This window comes from Glycomyces tenuis DSM 44171 (assembly GCF_000427885.1).
In the GTDB taxonomy this organism is placed as follows: Bacteria; Actinomycetota; Actinomycetes; order Mycobacteriales; family Micromonosporaceae; genus Glycomyces; species Glycomyces tenuis.
Genome location: NZ_ATYW01000003.1, coordinates 1 through 21,365 on the forward strand (window position 1 = coordinate 1; position 21,365 = coordinate 21,365).

Genomic DNA, 21,365 nt, shown 5'->3' on the forward strand with positions numbered 1-21,365 from the left:
TGCGTGAGTCCAGTCGAAGTGCTTGCGCTGAGGATGCGTGAGTCCAGTCGAAGCGCTCGCGCTGAGGATGCGTGAGTCCAGTCGAAGTGCTCGCGCCGAGGACGACTGAGCGGCGGTTCGCACCGTGGACGCTCTGACATACGGACGGGGCCGGACGACGCGAGTCGTCCGGCCCCGCCCGTGCGCTCAGCTCATCCCGGAATGAAGGTCACGCACGCGCTGGCGACCCACCCGGACTGGTTGTTCCAGTTGACCCAGTCCCACATCGTCCAGTTCTCGGCGCCGCAATCGCTGTAGGAGCCGCCTTCGGTGGTGAACCCGCACCAGGGCACGACCTCCCCTTGGGGGATGATCCCGTCGACCGTCGCGTCCAGGTTCGGGGCCCGGCGGAAGTTCAGGTCGACATCGGCCTCCACCGCGGCGTTGCCGGACTGCTGGCACGGAGGGTTGGCCACCGCCGGTTCGGCGGCCGGGGCCGGCGCCTGGGAGTCGGGCGGGCGGGCGCCCGCGTCGCCTTGGGCTACGGCGGCGCTGCTCGGGAACAGCGCGAGTCCCGCTGCGAGCGCGAGCGAGGCGATCGCCAGGCCGGCTCGGCTGATTCGTTTCATGCTGCGTTGCACGTGTGCTCCTCCTGTCGGATGGTGGCGGATGATCCGCCTCGTCCATGGTCGGACGATCAGGAGGACGGCACGTGGCATCGGCGGAGCGCGGCTGTCCGATATCGGACTCCGGTACAGCGCGTAGTGCGCGGACGGCGCCAAGCGGGCAGCATCGGGCCCGAACGGGGCACCGGGATTCGGCTCGCAGAGCTCGCCTGGAGGCTGTCAAGGCTCGATGCCGAAGTCCTTCATCATGGACAGGACTTGGGCCTTGTAGAACTCCTCGATGTTCTCCTGCACCGGCAGTGAGCCGAAGGCCTCCATGGTGACCAGGCCGAAGACCCGGACCCAGCCGGAGACGAAGGAGTAGACCCAGGTCAGCGGCAACTCCTCGCCGATGATCAGCGCGCCGCACTTCTCGCGCAGCTCGCGTTGGAGGCCGTCGGAGAGCTCGGGCGGTTCCAGTGCCGCGAAGCCCAGGGCCTCGTCGTCGTTCCGCTGGTGGTAGTAGGCGGCCAGCTCGGCGCCGCACTGCTGGGCGTGCTCCATGGACTTGCGCGTCACCGGCGGCAGGTCCTCCCACGACAGTCTCCTGATGTCGAGGCTCAGCCCCAGCGCAGCCGCGCCTTCGGGGATGTTGATCATGAGCTCGAACTTGCGGCGGTTGGCGACCGCCCAGGACCGGAAGGACCAGATCCACGCCTTCATGCGGTCGAGGTGGCATTCCTCGCCGCCGGCGGCGTCCATGGCCCTGCGGGTCTCGTCGATCAGCTCGTCGTAGAAGTCGCAGCACAGCTCGACGAGGAGTGAGTCGAGGCTGTCGAAGTAGCGGTACAGCGCCGCGGGCGAGACGCCGACCTCCCTGGCGATCGCGCGCAGAGAGACGCCGCCGGGGCCGTGCTCCAGCAACTGCCGCTGAGCGCTGGCCTTGATCTCACCGATGGTCTCGGCTCGCATCCGCTCCCGTCGGGTCGGGCCTCCCGAGGTGTTCGAACTCACTGCACTCCTTCACGACATTCGAGTTAACGGCGTTGACTGAACAATCGCCGTTAATTATAGTGAACGGCGTTAGCTAAATATTCACTGCTCACAATCTTACCGCTGCCCGCATCTCCGGCACCAGCGGTCACGTCTCTCCAAAAGGAGAAGTACATGTATTCCCTGATAGGCCGCGCGGCGATCAAGGCGCGGTGGTTCATCGTCGCGAGTGTGGTCGCGGTCTTCGCCATCGGCTCGACGTGGGGCCTCGGTGTCTTCGACCAGTTCACCGACGGGGGGTTCGTCTCGGAAGAGGCGGACTCGGTGACCGACGCCCAGGCCATCGAAGAGGAGTTCGGCTCCACCGGAGCCGACGTCGTGGTCCTGTACGAGTCCGACGAGCTCACGGTCGACGACCCCGACTTCCAGGCCGCCGTTACCGGCGCCGTCGAGGAGATCGCCGGCCTCGCCGAGGTCGACACCGCCGTCTCCTACTACGACATCGGCGACGAGCGGTTCGTCTCGAACGACCGGCACTCCACCTTCGTCTCGGTCTCGCTCGGCGGCGGCACTTCCGACGAGGCGCTGGCCGACGCCTACGAATCGATCCGAGGCGACCTTCGCGAGGCCGGCGACACCGACGGGCTCGACGTCTCCCTGGGCGGCGAGGCGGCCGTCTTCCACGACATCAACACGCAGGTCCAAGAGGACCTCGTGCTCGCCGAGATGATCTCGATGCCGATCCTGCTGGTCATCACGATCATCGTCTTCGGCGCCCTCGTGGCCGCCTCCCTCCCGCTGCTCGTCGGCGGCATGGCGATCCTCGGCGGCTTCACCGTCACCCGCGTCATCGCCGAGTTCACCGACGTCTCGGTCTTCGCGGCCAACGTCATCACCATCATCGGCCTGGGCATGTCCATCGACTACGCCCTGTTCGTGCTGAGACGCTTCCGCGAAGAGATCGCAGCCGGACGTGACAAGCGGGCCGCGGTGCTCGGCACCGTCGCCACGGCCGGGCGCACCGTCATGGTCTCCGGGCTCATCATCGTCCTGTCGATGGTCGGGCTCCTGCTGGTCGACGTCCCGTTCCTGCACGGCATCGCCTACGGCGTCATGTCGGCGGTGGGCGTCGCCATGCTCTCGGCCCTGGTGGTCCTGCCCGCCTTCCTCTACCTGCTCGGCCACCGCGTCGACAAGGGCCGCCTGATCCGCCGCCGCGAGAAGGCGGCCGAGGAGGACACCGGCTTCTGGCACGGCCTGGCCGCGGGCGTCATGCGCCGCCCGGTGCTGATCCTGCTGCCGGTCCTGGCCTTCATGGCGCTGCTCGCCAGCCCCGCCCTGGACACCGAGTTCGGCGGCGTCGACGAGCGCGACATGCCCGCGGACGCCGAGTCGCGCGTGGTCACCGAGACCATCGCCGCGGACTTCCCCGGCGGCGACGTCGAGACCTTCGACGTCATGGTCTCCGGCGGGGGAGAAGCGGCCCTGGCCGAGGCCATGCAGGCCCTGGAAGGGCTCGACCACGTCGAGGGCGTCGTCCCGGTGAACGGCAACGGGGACGCGACGCTGCTCCAGGTCCGCTACGGCCTCGACCCGTTCAGCGCCGAATCGCGCGAGCTCATCGAACAGGTCCGCGACATCGACGTCGCCGGCGCCGAGCTGGCCGTCACCGGCGGCGCCTCGGACCTGGTGGACATGTTCGACGCGATCGTCGACGGCCTGCCCGCGATGGTCGGCTACATCGTGGCCGTCACCGTGATCGTGCTGTTCCTGGCCTTCGGCTCGGTCGTCCTGCCGATCAAGGCCGTCCTGATGAACTTCGTGTCGCTGGCGGCGGCGATCGGCGTGGTGGTGTGGATCTTCCAGGAGGGCCACCTGTCCGGGATGCTGGACTTCACCGCCTCCGGCTTCCTGAACCCGTCGAACCTGCTGCTCATGGTGGTGCTGCTGTTCGCCCTGTCGACCGACTACGAGGTCTTCCTGCTTTCGCGGGTGCGCGAGGAGTGGGACAACGGGGCCGACAACCGCACCGCCGTCATGCGCGGCATGCAGAAGACCGGATCGATCATCACGGCCGCGGCGGTCATCCTCATCGTCGTGGTGGGCGCCTTCGCCACCGGCGGCATCACCTTCATGAAGATGATCGGCGTCGGCATGGCCGTGGCGATCCTCCTGGACGCCACCGTGGTGCGGATGCTCCTGGTGCCGGCCACCATGCGGCTGCTGGGCCGCGCGAACTGGTGGGTCCCCGGCCCGCTGGCCCGCCTGTACTCCAAGTACGGCCTGAAGGAGACCGACGACGCCGCGGCCGTGCCCGCCCAGCCGAAGGTTCCCGCCAAGGTCTGACCACAAGGGAAACCGTGGCCCGTTCCGGCAGCGCGCCGGGACGGGCCGCTCCGCTGTCACCGGTGATGCGGAAGTCTGCCGATGGGGAGAATGACCGGTTTGTTCGGCAAGCGATGCCAAAGATATCCAGGAATTTAAGTCGAGCCATTGACAATTAGGCAAGCGGTTGCATAGCCTGGTGTGATTCAGTCCCAGACCCCCGCCGAAAGGCCTCAAGACTCTATGACCGACAACGAAGTCGCAGTTGCGCCGACGGCACGGCGCAGCACGGGCGGACCTCCGGGGCCCGCGGCGACACCCGACTCCCCTCACCCCAAGCGGAGCCGCCGAACCCTCCGCAAGTCGGCCCGCCGACGCGAGAGCTGGGCCGCGCTGAGCTTCCTCAGCCCCTTCATCGTCGGCCTGCTCGTCATCACCATCGGGCCGATGATCGCCTCGCTCTACCTCTCCTTCACCGACTACAGCCTGATCGGCGACGCCAACTGGATCGGCCTGGAGAACTACCAGCGGATGCTCGACGACCCCCGGCTGCTGGCCTCGATCGGGGTCACCTTCCGGTACGTCTTCATCTCGGTGCCCCTCCAACTCGCCATGGCGCTCGCCCTGGCGATGGTCCTCGACAGGGGCGTCCGCGGCCTGCCGATCTACCGCTCGATCTTCTACCTGCCCTCACTCCTGGGCGGATCGGTGGCCATCGCCATCATGTGGCGCCAGGTCTTCGGCACCGAAGGCCTGGTCAACCAGGTCCTCGCCCTGTTCGGTATCCAAGGGGAGGGCTGGATCTCCCACCCCGACTACGCCCTCGACACCCTGATCATCCTCAACGTGTGGACCTTCGGCTCGCCCATGGTCATCTTCCTGGCCGGCCTGCGCCAGATCCCCGCGATGTACTACGAGGCCGCCAGGGTGGACGGCGCCGGCCCGGTGCGGCGGTTCTTCAACATCACCGTCCCACTGCTGACGCCCATCATCTTCTTCAACCTGGTGCTCCAGATCATCAACGCGTTCCAGGCGTTCACCCAGGCGTTCATCGTCTCGGGCGGCAAGGGAGGGCCGTCGGACTCCACGCTGTTCTACACGCTCTACCTCTACGACCGCGGATTCACGGCCTTCGACATGGGCTACGCCTCGGCCCTGGCCTGGCTCCTGCTCATGATCATCGGCCTGTTCACGGCCCTCAACTTCCTGATGTCGAAATTCTGGGTGTTCTATGGCGACTGAGACTCTGACCCCCGTATCCCCTCCGCGCCGCCGACGGCAGCGCCGTGACTTGGGAGCGCTGCGCCGCCTGCTGATCCACCTGGGTCTCATCCTCTTCGCGATGGTCATGATCTATCCGCTGCTGTGGATGCTGTCGGCCTCGTTCAAGCCCCTCGACGAGATCTTCTCCGACCCGAGCCTGTTCCCCTCGACCTTCGAGTGGCGCAACTACGTCGACGGCTGGACCGCCCTGCCGCACCCGTTCCACACGTACATCTTCAACTCGATGGTCATCGTGGCCGGAGCCATCATCGGCAACCTGGTCTCCTGCTCCATGGCCGCCTACGCCTTCGCGAGGCTGAACTTCCCGCTCAAGGGCATGCTGTTCGCGATCATGCTGGCGACGATCATGCTCCCCATCCACGTCGTGATCATCCCGCAGTACATCCTGTTCAACAACTTCGGATGGATCGACACCTTCTGGCCCCTGATCGTGCCCAAGCTGCTCGCCACCGACGCGTTCTTCATCTTCTTGATGGTGCAGTTCATCCGCGGTCTGCCGCGCGAGCTGGACGAGGCGAGCCAGATCGACGGGTGCAGCTACTGGGGCACCTTCCTGCGCGTGATCATGCCGCTGTGCGTGCCCGCCCTGGCCACCACCGCCATCTTCACCTTCATCTGGACGTGGAACGACTTCTACTCGCAGTTGATCTACCTCCGCGACATCGACCTTCAGACCGTGCCACTGGCATTGCGGCTATTCCTCGACGCCCAAGGACAGACCTCTTGGGGCTCCCTCTTCGCAATGTCCATCGTGGCGCTGGGCCCGATCTTCGGGTTCTTCCTCGCCGGCCAGCGGTACCTCGTCCGAGGCATCGCCACCACCGGCATCAAATAACACGGCAACCAACGATCATCCTCCTGAAAGGATGGAGAAGATGCAGTCAAACAACCCCTCGGGCCTGAGTCGGCGAACGCTCGCCAAGGCCGGCCTGTTCGGAGCGGCCGCCGCTCCGCTGCTGGCCGCCTGCGGCAACGACGACGAAGGCGGATCCGGGGAACTGAGCATGATGTGGTGGGGCTCCGACCCCCGCCACGAGTACACCCGCCAGATCATCACGGCCTTCGAGGAGGCCAACGAAGGCGTCAGCATCGAGGAGTCCGTCGCCGACTGGAGCGGCTACTGGGACGCCCTGAACGTCTCGGTCTCGGGCGGCAACGCCCCCGACGTGATGCAGCACGAGGAGCGCTACCTGCGCGAGTACGCCGAGCGCAACACGCTGCTGGCGCTCGACGACATCGGCATCGACTTCTCGAAGCTCGACCCGGCGGTGCTCGCCGGCGGCCAGCTCGACGGCACGACCTACGGCATCGGCACCGGCGTCAACTCCCTCTGCCTGCTGGTGAACCCGACGATCGTCGAGGAGGCCGGCCTGGAGCTCCCCGACGACACGACGTGGTCGTGGGAAGACTTCATGGCCTTCATCATCGACATCTCGGCCGCCACCGACAAGGTCGGCAACTCCGCGGTCTCGTTCAACAACGAGGCGCTGTTCAACGTCTTCGCGCGGCAGAAGGGCGAGAGCCTCTACACGCCCGAGGGCGGGCTCGGCTTCAGCCCCGAGACCATGACCGAGTGGTGGACGATGGTGAACGAGGCCCTGGCCGCCGAGGCGATCCCGTCGGCGACCGAGGTCGTGGAGGCCGCCGCGGCCGGCCAGGACCAGGCTCCGCTGGCCACCGGCGCGGGCGCCACCGAGTTCTACTGGACCAACCAGGTCGGGGCGCTCGAAGCGGTCCTCGGCGGCGAGCTGCTGCTCCTGCGCGTCCCCGGCGAGACCTCCGGCACCCAGCCGGGCCTCTACCTCAAGCCGGCGATGTTCTGGGCGGCCTCCGCTGAGACCAGTGACCCGGACACGGTCGGGGAGCTGATCGACTTCCTGCTCAACAGCGACGAGTCGATCGACCTGACGCTCACCGACCGCGGCCTGCCGGCCAACCTCGACCAGCGCGAGCGGATCCTGCCGGGCCTGCCCGACGCCGACAAGCGGGGCGCGGAGTTCATCACCGCGCTCACGCCGGAGCTCGGCGAGGGCCCGCCGGTCCCGCCGATCGGCGCGGGGCAGATCCCCGACATCATGCTGCGGGTCTACGAGCCGCTCCTGTTCGGCGACCTCACGCCGGACCAGGCCACCGAGCAGTTCATCACCGAGTCCGAGGCCGCCATCGGCTAAGCGAACCGAATGACCGGTGGGGAGGGCCCGCGGGCCCTCCCCACCGCCGTCCGAGTGCCCCGGCTGCGGCGGACTCGATTGCCGCCCGCGCCGCGATGCCCGTACCATTAGTGGGATGACCAGCAAGTTCGTGCTCACGCTCTCGTGCCCCGACCGCCTCGGCATCGTCTACGCCGTCTCGGGATTCCTGACCCGCCGCAACGCCAACATCGAGGACTCGCAGCAGTTCTCCGAGCACGGTTCCGGACGGTTCTTCATGAGGGTCGAGTTCACGGCGCCAGCCGGGAACCATGGGCACAGTACGGCGCCGGCCGGGAACCAAGAGCACAGCACGGCTGCGAGCGCCCGGAACGAGCTGGCCGTCGGCTTCGCCGAGATCGCCCGCGAGTTCGACATGGAGTGGCGCCTGCACGACCGGGACGTCAAGCCGCGCGTGCTGATCATGGCCTCGAAGCAGGGCCACTGCCTCAACGACCTGCTGTACCGCTTCCGGATCGGCGCGCTGCACGGCGAGGCCGCCGCCGTGGCCTCCAACCACCCCGACTGGTCCGACCTGGCCGCCTCCTCGGGCGTGCCGTTCCACTACCTGCCGGTCGGCTCCGAGGGGAAGGCCTCCCAGGAGCAGCAGCTGCTCGAACTCATCGAGTCCGAAGGCATCGACGTGGTCGTCCTGGCCCGCTACATGCAGATCCTCTCGCCCGAGTTCTGCGCCAAGCTGCCGGGGCGGATCATCAACATCCACCACTCCTTCCTGCCCAGCTTCAAGGGCGCTAGGCCCTACCACCAGGCGCACGCCCGCGGCGTCAAGCTCATCGGCGCGACCTGCCACTACGTCACCTCCGACCTCGACGAGGGCCCGATCATCGACCAGGAGGTCGCCCGCGTCGACCACGCGATGAGCCCCGAAGACCTCGTCGCCGCCGGACGCGACCTCGAGTCGACCTGCCTGGCCCGCGGCCTCGCCGCCCACCTCGACGACCGCATCCTCCTCAACGGCACCAAGACGGTGGTGTTCCGCTAGCGCCGGGTGGCTCATAATGGCCGCGTGACAGATCTCCGCGAGATCGTGCTGCTGGGCTCCACCGGCTCCATCGGCACGCAGGCCATCGACATCGTCCGAGCCAACCCCGAGCGCTTCCGCGTCGTCGCCGTCGGCGCCCAGGGCAGCGATCCGGCTCTGCTCGCCGAGCAGGCCGTCGAACTGGGCGCCGAGGCGGTCGCCGTCGCCGACGCCACCGCCGTCGAGGCCGTCCAGCTGCGCCTGTTCGCCGCCGCCAAGGAACGCGGCTGGGACACCGGCGGCTTCAAGATGCCGAAGCTCCTGGCGGGCCGCTCGGCCATGGCCGAGCTCGCCACCTACCCGGCCCACACCGTGCTCAACGGCATCACCGGCTCCATCGGCCTCGAGCCCACCCTCGCCGCCCTCAAGGCCGGCCGGCAGCTGGCCTTGGCGAACAAGGAGTCCCTGATCGCCGGGGCCGCTCTGGTGCACGCGATCGCCGCGCCCGGCCAGGTCGTGCCCGTCGACTCCGAGCACTCCGCGCTCGCCCAGTGCCTGCGCTCGGGCGAGGCCGAACGCGTCGCGAAGCTCGTCCTCACCGCCTCCGGCGGCCCCTTCCGAGGCAAGAGCCGCGAGCAGCTCACCGAGGTCACGCTCGACGACGCCCTCGCCCATCCCACCTGGAGCATGGGCCCGGTCGTCACCATCAACTCCGCCACCATGGTCAACAAGGCCCTCGAGGTCATCGAGGCGCACGAGCTGTTCGGCGTCGACTACGACCGCATCGGCGTCGTCGTCCACCCCCAGTCGATCGTCCACTCCATGGTCGAGTTCACCGACGGCTCCACCATCGCCCAGGCCTCCCCGCCCGACATGCGCCTGCCCATCGCCCACGCCCTCGCCTGGCCCGACCGCCTCCCCGGCTCGGCCCGCCCCGTCGACTGGACGAAGGCCGGCGACTGGCACTTCGAGCCGCTCGACGAGACCGCCTTCCCCGCGGTGGCCCTCGCCAAGGACGCCGGACGGGCCGGGGGAGTGATGCCCGCGGTCTACAACGCCGCCAACGAGGAGGCCGTCGCCGCCTTCCGCGAGGGGCGGCTGCCGTTCCTCGGCATCGTCGACACCGTCGCGGCCGTCATCGACGCCGCCCCCGGCGGTTACGCAGGGAGCGGCGGCCGACCCGGCAGTGTCGCAGACGTACTCGAGGCGGAGAACTGGGCGCGCTCGTGCGCGCGCCAGCTAGTGTTGGACGCGCCGCCGATTTAGGCTTCCGCAGGCGTCAGCCTGACTGGAGCGATAGAAGGAGTCAAGACTTGCTGGCCTACACCACCGGGATCATCCTGTTCGCGCTGGCGATCCTCATATCAGTGAGCCTGCACGAGTTCGGCCACATGCTGACCGCCAAGGCGTTCGGCATGAAGGTCACTCGCTACTTCGTCGGCTTCGGCCCCACCCTGTGGTCCTTCCGCAAAGGCGAGACCGAGTACGGGGTCAAGGGCATCCCGCTCGGCGGTTTCGTCAAGATCGTCGGCATGACCCCCCTCGAAGAGGAGGAGGAAGAGGTCACCGAGGCCGACAAGAAGCGCGTCTTCTGGCGCAAGCCGCTGTGGCAGCGCACCGTCGTGCTCGCCGCCGGCTCGGTCACGCACTTCATCCTCGGATTCGTGGTGCTGTGGATTCTCGTCTCCTTCGTCGGCATCGCCAACCCCGAGCGCGCCGAGGCCTACGAGCAGTCCCAGCAGACCTCGACCGTCGACGTCGCCGAATGCATCCCGCCCGACGACGCCACCATCGACTTCACCTGCACCGACGCCCACGAGCCCAGCCCCGCCTACGAGGCCGGGATGCGCGACGGCGACCGCATCGCCGCGGTCGAGGGCACCGCGGTCACCGACTGGGACTCCCTCCTCGAGGCCGTCGGCGGCCTCACTCCCGAGGAGCCGGTCGAGGTCACCGTCGAACGCGACGGCGCCGAGCAGGTCCTCCAGGTCACCCCGTACGCCGCCGAAGTCCAGCTGGAGGACGGCACCACCGAGACCGTCGCCCGCTTCGGCGTCTCGGTCTACCTCGACCCCTCGATCCCCGCGACGGTCACGGCGGGCCCCGTCGACGGCATCGGCGAGACCGCCTCCTTCACCGGCGACATGTTCCGCGAGACCTTCGTCGCCCTCGCCGACCTGCCCTCCAAGATCCCGCCGCTGTGGGACTCCATCTGGGGCGCCGAACGCGCCGACGACACCCCCGTCAGCGTCGTCGGGGCCTCGCGCCTGGGCGGCGAGATGGTCCAGTACGACCAGTGGGCCATGTTCTTCATGCTCCTGGTGGTCCTGAACTACTTCATCGGCGTGTTCAACCTGCTGCCGCTGCTGCCGATGGACGGCGGACACATCGCCATCGCCTGGTACGAGAAGGTGCGGTCGTGGGTGGCCGCCAAGCGCGGCAGGCCCGACCCGGGCCGAGTGGACTACTTGAAGCTGATGCCGCTGACTTACGCTGTGATCATAGTGCTCGGCGGGTTCATGTTGCTGACGATCACCGCCGACATCGTCAATCCGATCACGATCTTTAACTGATCCGCGTCAGTAGGGTGGAGACTGGCCTCATGACCGCTGTGAACCTCGGTATTCCCTCCAAACGCCCCGAAATCGAACCGCTCGCCCCGCGCAGGCGGACCCGGCAGCTGAACGTGGGCGGCGTGCTCGTCGGCGGTGGGGCGCCCGTCAGCGTCCAGTCCATGACCACGACCAAGACCGCCGACATCGGTGCCACGCTCCAGCAGATCGCCGAGCTCACGGCCACGGGCTGCCAGATCGTCCGCGTCGCCTGCCCGACGCAGGACGACGCCGACGCGCTGCCGGTCATCGCGAAGAAGTCGCAGATCCCGGTCATCGCCGACATCCACTTCCAGCCGAAGTACGTCTTCGCCGCGATCGAGGCCGGGTGCGCCGCCGTCCGCGTCAACCCCGGCAACATCAAGAGGTTCGACGACAAGGTCGGCGAGATCGCGAAGGCCGCGAAGGCCGCCGGCACCCCGATCCGCATCGGCGTCAACGCCGGCTCGCTCGACAAGCGGCTGCTCGCCAAGTACGGCAAGGCCACGCCCGAGGCGCTGGTCGAGTCGGCGCTGTGGGAGGCCTCGCTGTTCGAGGAGCACGACTTCCGCGACATCAAGATCTCGGTCAAGCACAACGACCCGGTCGTCATGATCAAGGCCTACCGGCTCCTGTCCGAGCAGTGCGACTACCCGCTGCACCTCGGCGTCACCGAGGCCGGTCCGGCCTTCCAGGGGACGATCAAGTCCGCCGCCGCCTTCGGCGCGCTCCTGGCCGAGGGCATCGGCGACACCATCCGAGTCTCCCTCTCGGCCCCGCCGGTCGAGGAGGTCAAGGTCGGCAACCAGATCCTGGAGTCGCTCGGCCTCAAGGAGCGCGGCCTGGAGATCGTCTCGTGCCCTTCGTGCGGCAGGGCGCAGGTCGACGTCTACACGCTCGCCGAGCAGGTCACCGCCGGGCTCGAAGGGCTGCCGGTCCCGCTGCGCGTGGCCGTCATGGGCTGCGTCGTCAACGGCCCCGGCGAGGCCCGCGAGGCCGACCTCGGGGTGGCAAGCGGCAACGGCAAGGGCCAGATCTTCGTCAAGGGCGAGGTCATCCGCACCGTGCCCGAGTCGCAGATCGTCGAGACCCTCATCGAGGAGGCCGTCCGCCTCGCCGAGGAGATGGGCGCCGAACTGCCGGACGAGCTGAAGGAGCTCGCCGGTCCGGTCGTTCAGGTGCTCTGACTGTCGGGTACGCGACTTACGATCGTGGCCTGTTGTCCTTACGCTGGTATGCAGTCGCAGGCCACGACTCACCATCGAACCGGGAAACCGACAGTAACGCCCTTCTAGGGCGAAAATTCACTTCGGTGACTCGGGGGATTCACCGTGCCGGCCGGACGCGACACCCGATAATGACATTCGTGCCGAACAGGCGCGGACCTTGTCGCCGCCCTCGAAGGGGGAGCCACCGCCATGGGGAAGATCGTCCGACAGATATCCGAGGGTGTCACCAAGTACTACTGGTATCCCGGTGAGAAGACCGACTGGATCAGGGCCGCGCTGACCATCGCCGGAGGCGGGGCGCTGTTCGCGCTCGTGTACGTGGTCACCAAGAACAGCCTCATCGCCGCGGTCATCGCCGGCACCGCAGTGCAGGCCGTCGTCGGCGCCTACCTCGGACGCAGGGACACCGTCGGGATCAGCGAGTTCCACGACCCGTCCTCCGAGCGCCGCGCCGCCGTCGCCGACGGCACCCGCGCGGCCTGGCGGGGCACCCTCCAGGGCCTCTTGTGCGCCGGCTCGGCGATGCTCGTGCTGAACATGCCCCACGACGGCTTCCTCGCCGACTGGATCCTGCCGTTCGTGCCCTCCATCGTCGGCGCCCTGGCCCACTCCGGCGGCATGCTCTGGGAGCGGCTGTCCCAAGAGGTCGTCGCCGAGGAGCCGCCCGGGAAGTCCGAGGCGGCCGAGAAGAAGGAGGGCGGCGCGGAGGACCCGACCAAGGAGCTCGAGGCGGCCTGAGCGGGCCGCGGGCGAGCGGGCGGGCCATAGACTGGTCCTCGAAGGATGTGAGCCGGCGCGGAGCGACTGCCGCGATCACCTGGGTTGGACAGGCGGGGCGCTCGACCGCGGGAGGTGTCGTACACCGCGGTCTCTGCGCGAACAGAGGCCGCGGCACTGCCACGGGAGCGGCGCCCCGCACCGGCTCGGTTTCGCAATGCTTCATGGGCGGAGACGAGTCCGGCGGGCGGCTCGCTCATGTCGCCGAGTGGACACTGATGCCCATCAGCATGCTGCGAATTCGCGCGGAACGCAAGAGGTTTTGCCGCCCCGAGGCGCGAATTTCGGCTGCGTATCTGTAACGGTGTCGCAGACGTCTCAATGGTTCCCAACGGCACGGACGATAGGCTTGGCCGATGAGTGTTCGTCCCATTCTGCGACCGGGCAAGCAGAGCCCCCGCCGGCCCGTCCCCGAGTCCATCGAGCGGCCCGAATACGTCGACAGGCCGGGCCCGCGGCCGTTCACCGGCTCCGAGATCAAGGACGCCGAGACCGTCGAGCGGATGCGGATCGCCGCCCGCCTGGCCGCCGACGCGCTCGTCGAGGTGGGCAAGGCCGTCGCGCCGGGCGTGACGACCGACGAGCTGGACCGGATCGTCCACGAGTACCTGTGCGACCACGGCGCCTATCCGTCGACCTTGGGGTACAAGCGGTTTCCGAAGTCGTGCTGCACCTCTTTGAACGAGGTCATCTGCCACGGCATCCCCGATTCGACCCGCGTCGAGGACGGCGACATCGTCAACGTCGACATCACCGCGTTCATCGGCGGCGTCCACGGCGACTGCAACGCGACCTTCCTGGCCGGGAACGTCTCGGAGGAGGCGCGGCTCCTGGTGGAGCGGACGTGGAAGGCCACCATGCGGGGGATCAAGGCCGTGCGGCCGGGGCGGCGGCTGAACGTGGTCGGGAAGGTCATCGAGGCCTACGCCTCCCGCTTCGACTACGGGGTGGTCCGCCAGTTCACCGGCCACGGCATCGGGACGGCCTTCCACTCGGGCCTGTACGTGCCGCACTACGACAGCCCCCGGCTCGACGTCGAGATCGAGGCGGGCATGACGTTCACGATCGAGCCGATGATCAACCTCGGCACGGCCGAGCCGGAGATGTGGGACGACGGCTGGACCGCCGTGACGCGGGACCGCAAGTGGTCGGCCCAGTTCGAGCACACCATCCTCGTCACCGACGACGGCGCGGAGATCCTGACCATGCCCTCGGGCGGCGCGCCCGCCGCCGGAACCCCCGAAGGACAGGGCTGAGCGGCGCTCGCGGGCCGCGAACTGGTGCGGCGTTCGTAGGGTGAACGAGGCGGCGCCGGTCACAGAGATGTCAACGTCTCCGAGGGATTGATCCGGCGCCGCCGCTTCCTGTCTCCGCTACGTGAGTCGGCGCTCGCTGGGCAGCTTCGCCTTGGTGAACAGCAGCGCGCCCACCGCCGCGATGAGCGGCACCGCCAGGAGCGAGACCCCGAAGTTCACCCACGGCAGCTCCCAGCCGTACAGCGTTTCCCACGGGTAGGTGTTCTGGAGGCCCCGGTTCAGCGCCTCGCGGATCAGGGCGTAGCCCAGCAAACCGGCGGCTGTCCCCATCCCGGCGCCGAGCAAGGCGATCACGACCGTCTGCCACATCGCGAACCGCTTGCGCACCTTCGGCTCGGCGCCGACGGCCCCGAGCGTGGTCATGTCGGCCTTCGACTCGGCGATGATCAGCCCGGTCGAGACCGCCGTGGCGCCCAGCGCGACGATGCCGCACAGCGCGGCCACGGCCAGCATGAAGTAGAACATCAGGTCGTCGGTGTAATCGGTGACCTCGAAGTTCACCCAGAAGCCGCCGATCGGGGCCCGTTCGAACTCGCCCGCGAGCTCCTGCTCGAGGGTGTCGGTGACCTCGGTGGAGGTCTCCAGCAGGTACTCGGCGCTCCACGGGTCCGGGATCAGTCCCAGCCGCTCGGCCGCGGCCGGACCCAGGAAGAGCTGGTTGTACCCCAGCAGGCCCTTGTCGACGGTCATCGCGGGGAGCTCCACGACCTCCTGGCGCTCCTCGCCCTCCTCCTCGCCGGTGTAGACGAGGGTGAACTCGACGTTGCCGTCGTCGTTGACCTTCCATCGGTCGGAGGTCAGGACGCCGCCGTCCTCCAGGAACGCCACCGCCTCGTCGAGCTCGGCCCCCTCCAACTCGGTGTAGGCGGCCACGACCGCCGGGTCGTCCGAACCGGGCGTATGGCTGTAGTGGTCGGTCGACGACATCGTCTCGTCACAGCGCGAATCGTTCCGCGCCTCTTCCACCGCGGCTTCGTTGGTCTCGTCGCTCGAGATGTCCGCCGTCCAGTACGGGCACCGGTTGTCCTCGGGGCGCTCGGCGTAGTAGTTGAACAGGCACCCTGCCGGCGTCGGCTCGGCCCCGGGGCCCATCTCGGCGAGATAGGGGTCGCAGTGGGGAGCCGTGGTGTACTCGACGATCCGGTGGGTCTCCAGCTCGTCCAACTGCTCGGACAGCATCCGCTCGACCTGCGCGAATCCCGCGTCGAAGTCCGGCTCGGCCAGTTGAGCGGACTCGTCGAACTGGCCCTCGCTGCTCAGGCTCACCGACAGGGCCCCTTGCGGCAACGTGTGCACGTTGTTCTGCTGCCAGCGGACGTTGTCGGCCGCGACGGTCAGCGACAGGGCGATCCCGGCGGCCACGACGCCCATGACGGCCGCGATCGCCGGGGCGGTCGAGCCGCGGTTGCGGCTGGCCTCGCGCAGCGCCATGCGCGGCGCCAGCGGCAGCCACCGGCCCAGTTTGGCGACCAGCGACACCAGCAGCGGCGTGCACATCACCAGCCCGAGCTGGATGGCGACGATCGCCGCCGCCATCAGCGGCATGCTCCACAGCACGACCCCGGCGAAGCCGGCCGCCATGCCGACGCCGACCGTGATCAGGCCGATGATCGGCCAGCGCTTCTTCAGCCTGCGGCGAGGGATGCGGCCCGCCAGAGCGGCCACCACATTGATCCGGGAAGCGCTGATCGCGGCCGCCAGCGCCGAGAGCAGTCCGGTGGCGACCGCGAAGCCGACCATGACCGTCTGCATCATCGGCCACACCCGCAGGCCCGCGCTGCGGTGCCCGACCACGCTCTCCATCAGCGGTGTGGCCGCCCAGACCGCGAGGACGCCGACCGCCACCGCGATGACGGCCGCGATGAGGCCGAACAGCAGGCCCCCCGCGAGCACGGTGTTGCGCAGGTGTCTCGGGGCGGCCCCGGCGGCGCTCATGAGGGCGAATTCGCGGGCCCGGCGGCGGGCGCTGATGGCGAAGGCCGGTCCTGCCAGGAGGATGACCTCCACGACCACGACCGTGGCGATCAGGCCGACGACCATCGCCGTGTAGCCGCCGTCGCCGCCGACCCAGTCCGCGGGGAGCTCGGTCGGCGGGTCGGCCGCCAGCGGCGTGGACCAGACGTACATGCCCAGTTCGTTGAGCGCCAGTGCGTCGTCGTAGGTGAACTCCTCGGGGGTGTCGACCAGCCATCCCGTAGAGGACGGCTCGAAGGCGTCGCCGATGGCGAAGGGGGTGTTGAGCTCCCACGGGAGCTCGACGATGCCGCTGACCGTGTACTCGGCCGTGCCGTCGGCCAGGGTCACCGCGTCGCCGACGCCGGCGCCCGTGTAGTCGGCCGCCGCCTGGGACAGGACGATCTGGCCGCTGCCGGGCGCCTCGCCTTCGAGGTACTCGAGGCCCGCGGCCTCGTACATCGGGTTCGACAGCTCGTATCCGGCGGTCTGGACGGAGCCGACGCCGTCGGGGGTCTCGACGCTGATCGACCCCTGGAAGCCCATGGTGTCGTACGGGGCGATGGTGCTGCCCTCGGGCAGGGCGGCCAGGATCTGGGCCTCGGAGACCGTGGCCTCCTGCGGCATGTCGCCGGTCTCCTCGACGGGCTCGGTCCAGCCCCACTCCTCGTCCCAGATGTGCTGGACGACCGGGACGCCCTCCCAGTCGAAGCGGATGTGGGCGTCGTTCTCGCCGAGCTTCTGCTCGGCCGTCTCCACCGGTGAGAGGTTCATGGTGTCCCAGGCGCTCGCGCCGAGCGAGACGCCCAGCAGCGGGATGCCCAGCAGCGCGATCGACAGCGCCGAGCGGCCTTTGTAGCGCAGCGCCTCGCGGCGCGCGATGCGGAAGGAGAGCCGGAGGCCGGAGAGCATCACTCGGCCCCTTCGAGCAGGGACTCGGGCTTCTCGAGCGGCGTGGAGGAGTCGACGATCCGCCCGTCGCGCAGGAACACGACCCGGTCGGCCCAGCCGGCGTGGCGGGCGTCGTGGGTGACCAGCAGGCCCGCCGCTCCCTGGTCGCAGCGTTTGCGCAGGAGCTTGAGGACGTCCTCGCCGGTGGTCGAGTCGAGCGCGCCGGTGGGCTCGTCGGCCAGCACCAGGCGCCGCTCGCCGATCAGGGCCCGGGCGATGGCGGTGCGCTGGGCCTGGCCGCCGGAGACCTCGTCGGGGAAGCGGTCGGCGATCTGGGCGTCGAGGCCCACCTCTTCGAGCGCGGCGAGGGCGGCCTTGCGGGCCTTGCCGACGCCCATGCCGTCGAGTTCGAGCGGCAGGGCCGCGTTCTCGGCGGCGGTCAGGCTCGGCACCAGGTTGTAGTCCTGGAAGACGTAGCCGACGTGGCGGCGGCGCAGCGCGGCCAGCTTCTTCTTGGAGAGCGTCGAGAGCGGCGTGCCCTCGACGATGACCTCGCCCGAGGTGGGCGCGTCGAGGCCCCCGGCGAGGTTGAGCAGGGTGGACTTGCCGGAGCCGGAGGGGCCCATGATGGCCACCAGCTCTCCGGACTCGATGGACAGCTCGGCGTTGACGAGGGCGTGGACGGCGTTCTCGCCGTCGCCGTGGACACGGCTCACGCCCCGCAGGTGCAGGACGGTCATGGTGGGGCCTACCGCTTCTCTTCGAGGGGGGCTGAGGTTTCAGGGTCGGGTTCGTAGTGACCGAAAGGGGACGGGGCCGGCAGTTCGGCCCGCGCGACGACGGCCTCGGTGTGGTCGAGCCAGCGGATCTCGGCCTCGGCTCTGAAGATCATCGACTCCAGGACGAGCTTCCAGGCCAGGTCGGCGCTGTCGTCGGCCTTGAGCCTGGTGTACTCCTGGAGGGTCCGCAGGGTGGCGGCCCGCTGGCGCTGGATGACGTCGGCGACGTCGACGCCCGGCGTGGTGACGGCCAGGGCGAGCTTGATCGTCAGCTCGTCGCGGGGGCGGTCGGCGGCCCGGACCGGGGAGGCGAACCAGCCGGCGAGGTGGCGCTTCCCGGCCTCGGTGATGCGGTAGGGGCGCTGGCCGGACTCGTTCTCCGGGAGCGCCTCGACCATCTCGTCGCGTTCGAGGCGCGAGAGGGTGGTGTAGACCTGGCCGATGTTGAGCGGCCAGGTGGAGCCGGTGGCGCTCTCGAAGGCGGCCCGCAGCTGGTAGCCGTAGGCGGGCCCGCGTTCGAGCAGCGCCAGCAGGCTGTGTTTGACACTCATGTATGACCTCGCAAAGGTACGGCTCGCAGGCCTGCCGAGCCCTGCCGAGCACTTGGAGATACTGAGTATCGCATATCGAGTATGTGTCTGGTGGCGGGGCCGCCTCGGGTACTAGGCGGGCCTGCCCGGCCAGGGGGCGGCCGCCGCCTCGCCGACGGCGATCCTCCAGCGCGCCAGCGCCTCGGCGCTGGCCGTGAGCATGTTCAGGCAGATCTCCCGCTCGGCGGGCTCCTCGGACGCCACGCCCGCCCGCCACGTGGTGGCCAGCCGCTCCTCGACGTCGAGCAGCAGCGCCTGGGCCGCCTCGGCGTCCCCGATCGGGTCGATGTCATAGCTGGCCTGGGCGGGGGCCGCCTCCATGCCGTGGCCGTCGTAGAAGTCCAGCAGCGCGTCGCGCCGGTCGCGGTGCTCGGCCTCGAGCGCCTCGGCCAGGTCGCGCGGGGCACCGCTCAGGTGCACGGCGGCGGTCCCGTAGGCGTGGATCGCGGCGTACTCGCCCGCGAGCCCGGTGTCGACGACCGTCACGCGATCACCGCCGCGTGGGCGGCGCGGCTGGCGGCGATCTCGCCGAAGAGCACCGCGTAGTCGCCCGTGGTCGTCAGGCAGGCCTCGCGGGCCACGCCGCTCGCCTCGCTCTCGGCCTCGGCCAGCGCCGCGGCGTCGGCGATGGACGGCGCCGCCTCCTCCTCTTCGACCACATTGGGCAGCAGCAGTCGCTCGAGGGTCTCGATGTGGGCGGTGTGGTCGGCGGCGATGTCGGTGTAGCCGAGCGACTCGGCGGCCGAGGCGAGCGACCGCGCCCCTCGCAGGAGCGCGGTGAGGTCGGCGTCGGATTCGATGAGCTTGACTGGAGTATCGGTGCATCCGGCCGTCGCGAGAACGGCCGCACCGACGAGGAGTCCGCGTCGGGTCGTGAACACCCCATCAGTTTCGCAGGCAGACTTTCGTTTGTGTCGCGGGGCGGTTAATCTCGGCGAAATAGGCGCAGAAGGAGAGGCAATGGCATCGAAACAGCAAGCCGAAGTGGAGGCGATCGTCGCCCCGGCCGTGGCGAAGGCGGGGTTCGACCTGGAGGGTCTGACCGTCACCAAGGCCGGCCGGAGGCTGTTGGTGCGCATACTGGTCGACGCCGACGGCGGCGTGAACCTCGACGACGTCGCGGTCGTCTCGAAGGCCGTATCGAAGGCGTTGGATACGGCCGACGGCACGGGAGGCCCGTTCGCCGACACTGCCTATACCCTGGAAGTGTCCTCTCCAGGCGTGGACCGTCCGCTGACCGAGCCTCGGCACTGGCGGCGTAATATTGGGCGCTTGGTGGCCGTGCACATCGGGGAGGAGCCCGTCACCGGGCGAGTCGTGGCCGCCGACGAGCGGGGGATTGAACTAGAAGTCGACGGCGCGAGCCGTTCGGCTACCTATGCCGAACTGGGGTCGGGCAAGGTGCAGATCGAGCTCAAATAGGCGTCCGAGGGCGCCGGGCTCGCGCGCATGGCGGCTCCGGTGAGGACAACTCAAGACTTTCTTTAAGGAGAACGGGTGCATATCGACCTGGCTGCGCTGCGGTCACTGGAACGCGAGCGCGACATCCCTTTCGAGACAATCCTCGGCGCGATCGAATCGGCGCTGCTGACCGCCTACAAGCACACCCCCGGCGCCGATGACCGCGCGCGTGTGGTCGTGGATCGGAGTTCGGGCGACGCCACCGTTCTCGCGCCAGTGTTGAACGAGGAGGGGGAGGTCGTCTCCGAGCGGGACGACACCCCCGAAGGCTTCGGCCGCATCGCCGCCCAGACCGCCAAGCAGGTCATCCTCCAGCGGTTGCGCGAGGCCGCCGACGAGGTGAACTACGGCGAGTACTCCGGCAAGGAGGGCGACATCGTCACCGGGGTCGTCCAGGCGCACGGCGAGCGCAACGAGCGGGGCATCATCACTGTGGACCTCGGCAAGATCGAGGCGACCCTGCCGCTCAACGAGCAGGTGCCCGGCGAGTCCTACGACCATGGCAAGCGCATTCGCGCGATCGTCATCCAGGTGAACCGGACCGCCCGCGGCCCCCAGGTGACGCTGTCGCGCACGCACCCCGCATTGGTCAAGAAGCTGTTCGCCTTCGAAGTGCCCGAGATCGACGAGGGCGCGGTGGAGATACCCGCCATCGCGCGTGAGGCCGGTCACCGTTCCAAGATCGCGGTCCGCGCCACGACCAAGGACGTCAACGCCAAGGGCGCCTGCATCGGCCCGATGGGCTCGCGCGTCCGGGCGGTCATGAGCGAGCTGGGCGGCGAGAAGATCGACATCGTCGACTGGGACGCCGACCCGGCCAAATTCGTGGCCAATGCCCTCTCGCCTGCGAAGACGCTTTCCGTACGGGTGGTCGACGAGGCCACCCGATCGACCGAGGTGGTCGTCCCCGACTACCAGCTCTCGCTCGCGATCGGCCGAGAGGGCCAGAACGCGCGGCTCGCCGCGCGCCTGACCGGCTGGCGCATCGACATCAAATCGGATGCGCACGTGGCGGGTGGGGCCAAGGAGGAGACAGGCCCGGCCGGTGGCGGTCGCTAGTCTGGGAGGTAGACTGAACAACGGATCGCAACGCAACGCGCCGGCAATCCGCACTTGTGTGGGATGTCGGGATCGCGCGGCGGCTTCCGAGCTGCTGCGCGTCGTCGTTCACCGCTCTGAGGGTTCCGTGACTCGTCTGATTCCGGACCCGAAACGCCGCCTCAGCGGCCGCGGAGCCCATGTGCACCACGATTTGAACTGCCTTGACCAGGCAGTTCGCAGGCGTGCGTTCGCTCGGTCCCTCAGAATAGAGGGGCCGGTCGACGCCTCGGCGGTGCGAGCCCATGTCGAGTCGGAGTCGGCCGAAAGACCGACTCCCGCACACGAAGCAGGTAGAGACCGAATGAAGACCACGCGATGAA

The 21,365-nt window shown here is 68.9% G+C and carries 20 protein-coding genes; 13 read left to right on the forward strand and 7 right to left on the reverse strand.

All coding sequences use genetic code 11. The annotated features are described in order from the left end of the window. Positions 1–191: 191 nt before the first annotated feature. Together YWW_RS0104910 and YWW_RS33760 are read right to left on the reverse strand one after the other, a co-directional pair. Complete coding sequence (locus YWW_RS0104910; protein WP_155829930.1) at positions 192–620, reverse strand: SH3 domain-containing protein; 429 nt, start codon at positions 618–620, stop codon at positions 192–194. 204 nt (positions 621–824) lie between these two features. Beyond that, positions 825–1,598 (reverse strand): TetR/AcrR family transcriptional regulator, encoded by a 774-nt coding sequence (locus YWW_RS33760; protein WP_155829932.1) that lies wholly within the window; start codon positions 1,596–1,598, stop codon positions 825–827. Positions 1,599–1,751: 153 nt separating this feature from the next. Here YWW_RS33760 and YWW_RS0104920 point away from each other — a divergent pair, with 153 nt between their 5' ends. From YWW_RS0104920 to map, 10 genes are all read left to right on the forward strand, one after another. Continuing rightward, positions 1,752–3,923 carry an MMPL family transporter gene (locus tag YWW_RS0104920; RefSeq protein WP_026929232.1) on the forward strand — a complete coding sequence of 724 codons (2,172 nt, stop codon included), beginning with the start codon at positions 1,752–1,754 and terminating at the stop codon, positions 3,921–3,923. Positions 3,924–4,145: 222 nt separating this feature from the next. Further along, entirely contained in the window at positions 4,146–5,144 is a 999-nt protein-coding gene (locus tag YWW_RS0104925; RefSeq protein ID WP_051325398.1) for a carbohydrate ABC transporter permease, read from the forward strand. Next, positions 5,134–6,021 (forward strand): carbohydrate ABC transporter permease, encoded by an 888-nt coding sequence (locus YWW_RS0104930; protein ID WP_026929234.1) that lies wholly within the window; start codon positions 5,134–5,136, stop codon positions 6,019–6,021. The genes YWW_RS0104925 and YWW_RS0104930 overlap by 11 nt, the downstream gene beginning before the upstream one ends. A gap of 40 nt (positions 6,022–6,061) precedes the next feature. Continuing rightward, positions 6,062–7,357 carry an ABC transporter substrate-binding protein gene (locus tag YWW_RS0104935; RefSeq protein ID WP_026929235.1) on the forward strand — a complete coding sequence of 432 codons (1,296 nt, stop codon included), beginning with the start codon at positions 6,062–6,064 and terminating at the stop codon, positions 7,355–7,357. Between the two features lie 115 nt (positions 7,358–7,472). Beyond that, entirely contained in the window at positions 7,473–8,378 is a 906-nt protein-coding gene (purU, locus tag YWW_RS0104940; RefSeq protein WP_026929236.1) for a formyltetrahydrofolate deformylase, read from the forward strand. 45 nt (positions 8,379–8,423) lie between these two features. Beyond that, positions 8,424–9,623 (forward strand): 1-deoxy-D-xylulose-5-phosphate reductoisomerase, encoded by a 1,200-nt coding sequence (dxr, locus tag YWW_RS0104945; RefSeq protein WP_026929237.1) that lies wholly within the window; start codon positions 8,424–8,426, stop codon positions 9,621–9,623. Between the two features lie 50 nt (positions 9,624–9,673). Further along, a complete protein-coding gene (locus YWW_RS0104950; protein ID WP_026929238.1) occupies positions 9,674–10,930 on the forward strand; it encodes a site-2 protease family protein in 1,257 nt (418 codons plus the stop codon). A gap of 29 nt (positions 10,931–10,959) precedes the next feature. Next, positions 10,960–12,135 carry a flavodoxin-dependent (E)-4-hydroxy-3-methylbut-2-enyl-diphosphate synthase gene (gene ispG / locus YWW_RS0104955; protein ID WP_026929239.1) on the forward strand — a complete coding sequence of 392 codons (1,176 nt, stop codon included), beginning with the start codon at positions 10,960–10,962 and terminating at the stop codon, positions 12,133–12,135. Positions 12,136–12,366: 231 nt separating this feature from the next. Then, on the forward strand, positions 12,367–12,915 hold the full coding sequence (locus tag YWW_RS0104960; RefSeq protein ID WP_026929240.1) for a hypothetical protein: 549 nt from the start codon (positions 12,367–12,369) through the stop codon (positions 12,913–12,915). A 395-nt stretch (positions 12,916–13,310) separates the two neighbouring features. Beyond that, on the forward strand, positions 13,311–14,210 hold the full coding sequence (map, locus tag YWW_RS0104965; protein ID WP_026929241.1) for a type I methionyl aminopeptidase: 900 nt from the start codon (positions 13,311–13,313) through the stop codon (positions 14,208–14,210). Positions 14,211–14,327: 117 nt separating this feature from the next. Here the strand turns inward: map and YWW_RS0104970 are convergent, their stop codons facing one another. The 5 genes from YWW_RS0104970 to YWW_RS36415 form a co-directional block, all read right to left on the reverse strand. Further along, positions 14,328–17,135, reverse strand: a complete 2,808-nt coding sequence (locus tag YWW_RS0104970) for an ABC transporter permease (RefSeq protein ID WP_026929242.1) — start codon at positions 17,133–17,135, stop codon at positions 14,328–14,330. After that, positions 17,135–17,854 carry an ABC transporter ATP-binding protein gene (locus tag YWW_RS0104975; protein ID WP_026929243.1) on the reverse strand — a complete coding sequence of 240 codons (720 nt, stop codon included), beginning with the start codon at positions 17,852–17,854 and terminating at the stop codon, positions 17,135–17,137. The genes YWW_RS0104970 and YWW_RS0104975 overlap by 1 nt, the downstream gene beginning before the upstream one ends. Positions 17,855–17,862: 8 nt before the next feature. Then, positions 17,863–18,444 carry a PadR family transcriptional regulator gene (locus YWW_RS0104980; protein WP_035704078.1) on the reverse strand — a complete coding sequence of 194 codons (582 nt, stop codon included), beginning with the start codon at positions 18,442–18,444 and terminating at the stop codon, positions 17,863–17,865. Between the two features lie 111 nt (positions 18,445–18,555). After that, positions 18,556–18,969, reverse strand: a complete 414-nt coding sequence (locus YWW_RS36410; protein ID WP_051325399.1) for a DUF4439 domain-containing protein — start codon at positions 18,967–18,969, stop codon at positions 18,556–18,558. Then, the gene (locus YWW_RS36415; protein WP_026929245.1) at positions 18,966–19,364 is read right to left on the reverse strand and encodes a hypothetical protein; all 399 of its coding nucleotides are present in this window, start codon (positions 19,362–19,364) and stop codon (positions 18,966–18,968) included. The genes YWW_RS36410 and YWW_RS36415 overlap by 4 nt, the downstream gene beginning before the upstream one ends. 79 nt (positions 19,365–19,443) lie before the next feature. On the opposite strand from YWW_RS36415, the gene rimP reads away from it, so the two are divergent. The 3 genes from rimP (at position 19,444) to YWW_RS37945 (ending at position 21,364) form a co-directional block, all read left to right on the forward strand. After that, the gene (gene rimP, locus YWW_RS28410) at positions 19,444–19,905 is read left to right on the forward strand and encodes a ribosome maturation factor RimP (protein WP_035699535.1); all 462 of its coding nucleotides are present in this window, start codon (positions 19,444–19,446) and stop codon (positions 19,903–19,905) included. A gap of 75 nt (positions 19,906–19,980) precedes the next feature. Next, the gene (gene nusA / locus YWW_RS0105000) at positions 19,981–21,003 is read left to right on the forward strand and encodes a transcription termination factor NusA (RefSeq protein WP_026929246.1); all 1,023 of its coding nucleotides are present in this window, start codon (positions 19,981–19,983) and stop codon (positions 21,001–21,003) included. Then, positions 20,945–21,364, forward strand: coding sequence for a DUF448 domain-containing protein (locus tag YWW_RS37945; RefSeq protein ID WP_081687207.1), 420 nt, complete (start codon positions 20,945–20,947; stop codon positions 21,362–21,364). The genes nusA and YWW_RS37945 overlap by 59 nt, the downstream gene beginning before the upstream one ends. Position 21,365: the final 1 nt, after the last annotated feature.